This window comes from Candidatus Neomarinimicrobiota bacterium (assembly GCA_041862535.1).
Taxonomy (GTDB): Bacteria; Fidelibacterota; Marinisomatia; order SCGC-AAA003-L08; family TS1B11.
This window is the reverse complement of sequence record JBGVTM010000254.1, coordinates 1-4522: the sequence shown is the minus strand read 5'-3', so window position 1 is coordinate 4522 and position 4522 is coordinate 1. Positions and strand designations below refer to the sequence as shown.

General features: G+C 54.9%; 7 protein-coding genes. 1 reads left to right on the top strand and 6 read right to left on the bottom strand.

The features are described from left to right. Positions 1-351 (top strand): alpha/beta hydrolase-fold protein (locus tag ACETWG_09430; protein ID MFB0516806.1); only part of this gene is annotated, 351 nt, incomplete at its 5' end. 112 nt (positions 352-463) lie between these two features. Here the strand turns inward: ACETWG_09430 and ACETWG_09425 are convergent. The 6 genes from ACETWG_09425 to ACETWG_09400 form a co-directional block, all read right to left on the bottom strand. Next, on the bottom strand, positions 464-1111 hold the full coding sequence (locus tag ACETWG_09425; protein ID MFB0516805.1) for a ribonuclease H-like domain-containing protein: 648 nt from the start codon (positions 1109-1111) through the stop codon (positions 464-466). A 36-nt stretch (positions 1112-1147) separates the two neighbouring features. Next, positions 1148-1516, bottom strand: coding sequence for a helix-turn-helix domain-containing protein (locus ACETWG_09420; protein MFB0516804.1), 369 nt, complete (start codon positions 1514-1516; stop codon positions 1148-1150). A gap of 353 nt (positions 1517-1869) precedes the next feature. Continuing rightward, the gene (locus tag ACETWG_09415) at positions 1870-2712 is read right to left on the bottom strand and encodes an SDR family oxidoreductase (GenBank protein MFB0516803.1); all 843 of its coding nucleotides are present in this window, start codon (positions 2710-2712) and stop codon (positions 1870-1872) included. A 262-nt stretch (positions 2713-2974) separates the two neighbouring features. Further along, positions 2975-3259 carry a GYD domain-containing protein gene (locus tag ACETWG_09410; protein MFB0516802.1) on the bottom strand — a complete coding sequence of 95 codons (285 nt, stop codon included), beginning with the start codon at positions 3257-3259 and terminating at the stop codon, positions 2975-2977. 275 nt (positions 3260-3534) lie between these two features. Further along, on the bottom strand, positions 3535-3813 hold the full coding sequence (locus ACETWG_09405; GenBank protein ID MFB0516801.1) for a GYD domain-containing protein: 279 nt from the start codon (positions 3811-3813) through the stop codon (positions 3535-3537). Between the two features lie 91 nt (positions 3814-3904). Next, on the bottom strand, positions 3905-4522 hold a 618-nt coding region (locus ACETWG_09400), incomplete at its 5' end, for a DUF3471 domain-containing protein (GenBank protein ID MFB0516800.1).

Below are 4522 nucleotides of genomic sequence, written 5' to 3'. Positions count from 1 at the left end.
CGCCGCATCTACCTCACCGGCCTGAGCATGGGCGGCTATGGCACCTGGAGCCTGGCCCTGGCCCAGCCCGAGCGCTTTGCTGCTATTGCACCGATTTGCGGTGGGGGTGATCGTCGTCAGGCCTGCCGCTTGAAGGACCTGCCAGTGTGGGCTTTCCACGGCGCTCGGGATAAGGTCGTGCCGGTCAGGCGTACCAAGAGGATGGTGAGGGCCATTGAAAAGTGTGGTGGAAGCCCCCGCCTGACCATCTACCTCGACGCCGGCCACGATTCCTGGACCAGGACCTACGACAACCCGGAGCTGTACGAGTGGCTGCTGAGTAACGTGCGCGAGGAGGGGAATGGGCAATAATCGGCTGCCTTAAGAAAACGTACTTTCGTAGGAGTGGGCCTTAAGAAAACTTGAGGCCCTATCTTTTGTTAATTGGGGGGATGAGCTGGAAGGTAACTGGTGGGGTATTGACTTACAGATACGGCTTAATCTTGAGGAACAGTTGGTAGGTGGCCTCCACGTCTCGCATGACGTAGTCCTGTACTGCTTGCATTTCGCCACGCTGGAAGGCTGCCGTCACGGTATTGCCGGTGATCTCCCCCTCTTTGGGTGAGGGGATACCGAAGCTGCGGCAGGCCAGGTCCAGGCTTACGCCTTCCCGGCCCCAGCGCGAGAGAAACTGCATGATATCCAGGTGGGGATCATAGCTGAAGCGCCGCAGGTTCAGGAAGCGGGGATTCTGAATGGCGATACCGTGTACAGCGGCTCTGATAATCAGGAAGGGCACGTCGAAACCCAGGCCGTTGTAGTGCACGTAGCGCAGGTCCTGGGAGGCAGCGTGGTTGATAGTCTCGAAGAAGGACTGGAGGGTGGCCTCTTCGGTCGCTTCAGAGATGACCTTATCGCGGGTTTCTCCGGTGGCGTCGTGGTAGAGGCGCATCCCGATGGCCAGGACGCGGCCGAAGAACGGTGACACCGAGCGTACCAGCGTCTCCGCTTCTGGCGGCGAGAGGTCACCTTTCTCCACCTCCCGTTTGGTGCGTCGGGCAACCTCCTGCTCCAGGGGAGCATCCAGCACTGGAAGGGGAACGGTCTCGATATCGAAGATGAGGTAACGCAACTGACGGGTTAGGGGCTGGTTACGACCGACCGGGTTTCAGGGGCGGCGCACAACCAGGTCGTCTACGTTGCAGTTCAGGGCCTCGGCTAGCTTTTTGAGAGTGTTCTCCCGCGGCTTGATCTTGTTGGCCTCCATGAGGCTCACATGGGTCTGCTTGAGTCCGGTTTTATCGGCCAGATCCGATTGGGTCATATTACGGAACAGCCGCCAGCCCTTAATGGGATTGGTACGCATAAGCTGGGTCAACTCGCTGGCGGTGGGCTCTTTGCGGCGGCGGGTGCGTTTGGTTGCCGACCGATCCTTCTTCTGATTTTCAAATTGCTCCAGAAGCTTCATGAAGGTTTGATATTCCACGATGGCAAAGCGAGGTTTGCCGCGAGAAGTGATGATTTGATAGTTAATCATAATTACGGCATAAGAAATTTTTAAAATATTCGCCCCCCGATTATATTAATTATTTATATAAAAAGCAATCACGGATTGACCATTCACTAACAATAATTAAAACACGAAGTTTTAAAACAAATTTGTGTAGAGAGTGCAATTGTATAATATTCTGATTTGGGCGCTGAGAAAAATACAGCTACATACTATAGATTGAGGAATGGGTGGTCTCCGGATGCTGGACAATAATCGCGGTGGTTGGCTGTTCGATTACCAGCTCCAGCCTTTCAATGAGGGGGAGTCCGATGGGCGCAGCCGAGTCGCTTGCCTGTTTATCAGGAGTCGATTTGGGGCCAGCTCCATCGCATCGGCAGTTACCTTATCCCTGCTAGCTGTTTGCTCACTTCCCACAGCCGCCGGGCCGTTTCCTGATCATACGATGCCCGCGATGATTTTTTCGCCCGCTGGTTGGCGAAATACTTTCCGGTGACGCCTGCTACCTCTTGCGAGGAGGCCAGGTAGATGGAGGTGGCGGCGCCCTGCTGCGGGCTTTTCATGAACGGCCGCCAGAGTTTGTTGGCCATGAGGGCCATAAAGCCGGTATACTCACGGCCCAGGTCGGAGACCACCATGCCCGGATGCACGCAGTTGGCGGTGACGCCGGTGCCTTCCAGCCGCCGGGCCAGCTCGTAGGTGAACAGCACGTTGGCCAGTTTGGACTGGTTGTAGGCCTTGTTCATGGTGTAGCGCTTTTCTCCCTGGAGATCGTTGAAGTCGATCTTACCCCACTGGTGTACCATGGAGGCTACGTTCACAATGCGGGCGGGGGCACTGGCTTTCAGGATCTCCAGCAGCAGATTGGTGAGCAGGAAGGGGGCCAGATGGTTCACTGCGAAGGTGGTTTCGAAGCCGTCTTCGGTGAGGGTGCGGTGACGTTTAACAACGCCGGCGTTGTTCACCAGCACGTGCAGCCGCGGATGGTGCTCTTTAAAGGACGCCGCCATTTCCCGTACAGCCGGGAGTGATGCCAGATCGGCTACCAGCAGATCGACTTTCAGGCTGCCGGTTGCCTGGCGGATTTCTTCTCTGGCGGCTTCGCCCAGCTGCCTGTCCCGGGAGACCATAACGACTGTGGCGCCCATGCGGGCCAGGCCCAGAGCCGTGGCTTTGCCAATTCCGCGGTTGGCACCGGTGACCAGGCAGACTTTAGCGTTCATATTGTTTTGGGGCGTACTGTTTGGCTGAGGCTGTGTTTCGGCTCATTTCAGTATTTCATAGCATAGTCGATGACGTAAAGCCACGAGAGAATACCGTGAATGATAGCCCAGATGATGGACTTGATAACCGACCAGGACATGTTAGGGCATAATTCCCCTTCGACGAGGCGAAGTTGCTACGGCGTTCCTCGCGGCAGAGTGTAGCTGTCTGCTACCTCTAGAAGTTGAGGATCGGAAAGTGAGATATTTGATTAGGTCTCAGCTACAACTCAGCCAACATGGCATCGAATTCCTCCACGGTGACCGCCGGTGAGGTAGAGAAGGGTATGCCGGTCAAATTGGTCATAGCGACGGAGGCCTTGATGGCATGATTGATGTCAGGGAAGTCCACGACGAAGACCAGGTCCCGTTCTCCCAGCAGCGCGTACATAGAAGTGACCTTCCCGCCCAACTCATTGATAAGGATCACAACTTTCTTGGTCCGATCAGCACTTATCTCCTTCATGGACTCGGAGGTATACTTTCCGAACATGAAGCAGGTGATCATACTTTTCTCTCCTTTCTGGGTTCATGCAACCCACCCGACCCCTGGATCAGGTGAAATCACTCGTCTGGTCGTTGGTATCACCCGACCAGACAGCCACTATCCCGGGCTTATGCAAATCGTAGCCCTCGCACCGGAATATAGAATCGCCCCCTTTGACATAAAAGGCCAAATAGGGGCGATTTTGGGGCTTGGCAGTTCAGGCCCGACCGAGCTTAATCAACCATTGCAGGAGGCAATAATGGCGAGCTCTTTGATGGGCCAACCCGGGGCCAGGCTTATTTTATCAGTTTGTCAAACTCATCAACTGCCAGCGCCGGAGCCGTAGAGAAGGAAATGCCCGTCAACTTGCTTAAGGCCACGGAGGCCTTCATGGCCGATTGTATATCGGGGAAATCGATAATCAGTACCAGATCCTGCTCACCCATGAGGGCATATATGTCCTTGATTTTTCCGCCGAATCCTTCCACGAGCCGATTGGCCTTAGTAGTACGCTCGGCGCTCATCTCCTCCAAGGCGTCAGGTGAATAGATGCCGAACATGAAGAAGGTTGCCATACCAGGTTCTCCTTATTGATGTTGCTCTGTTCGTCAGATGGAAATATAGAGCACTCCCCCGGCCCAGCAAAGCGAAACCTGCTGGTTACGCTCACGGAACCCGTGAGAAGACATACGGCAGGGGATCGACGAAATCTTCTCTGATTTTCACGCTGAACTCGGCCACCTCGCCCTCGCTGTCAAGGACAAAGGTCACGTAACTCTCCCCCCACATCGGATCATTCCACTTACTGACGAAGGTATCGTAATGCCAGTGTTCCAGTACTCCTTCAACGTTCGGATGGTTGTTCATATGCAGTACCAGCCGGCCCTTTGTGTGGTTGATGGTGGCGGTTCCATAATAGTCATTGCAGTAGTTCCCGGCATAGGCTTTCAGTGGTAGAGAGGGTTTACTTTTTTTAGCGCGGTTATTTTCCCGCTCTTTTCTGTCTTTCGCTTCCCGTTCTTCACTTTCTCTGGTTCTCGCCAGATAAATTGCGCTCCAGTCCTTTTCCGGCAGGTCGAGATACCGGTCTATTACGTACCAGGGCAAGGCGGTATAAAGCTGCTGGGTGTCTGAATTTGTGAGTACTGTCACTCCCAGTCGCGCCTCGGGGACAAAAATGCTGTAGGATAGCATGCCGTCCATGCCGCCGCTGTGCCGCAGGGCCAGGCAGCCGGCATAGTCCTGCATGAACCAGCCCAGGCCGTAGGCCAGAAAGTGGGTGGA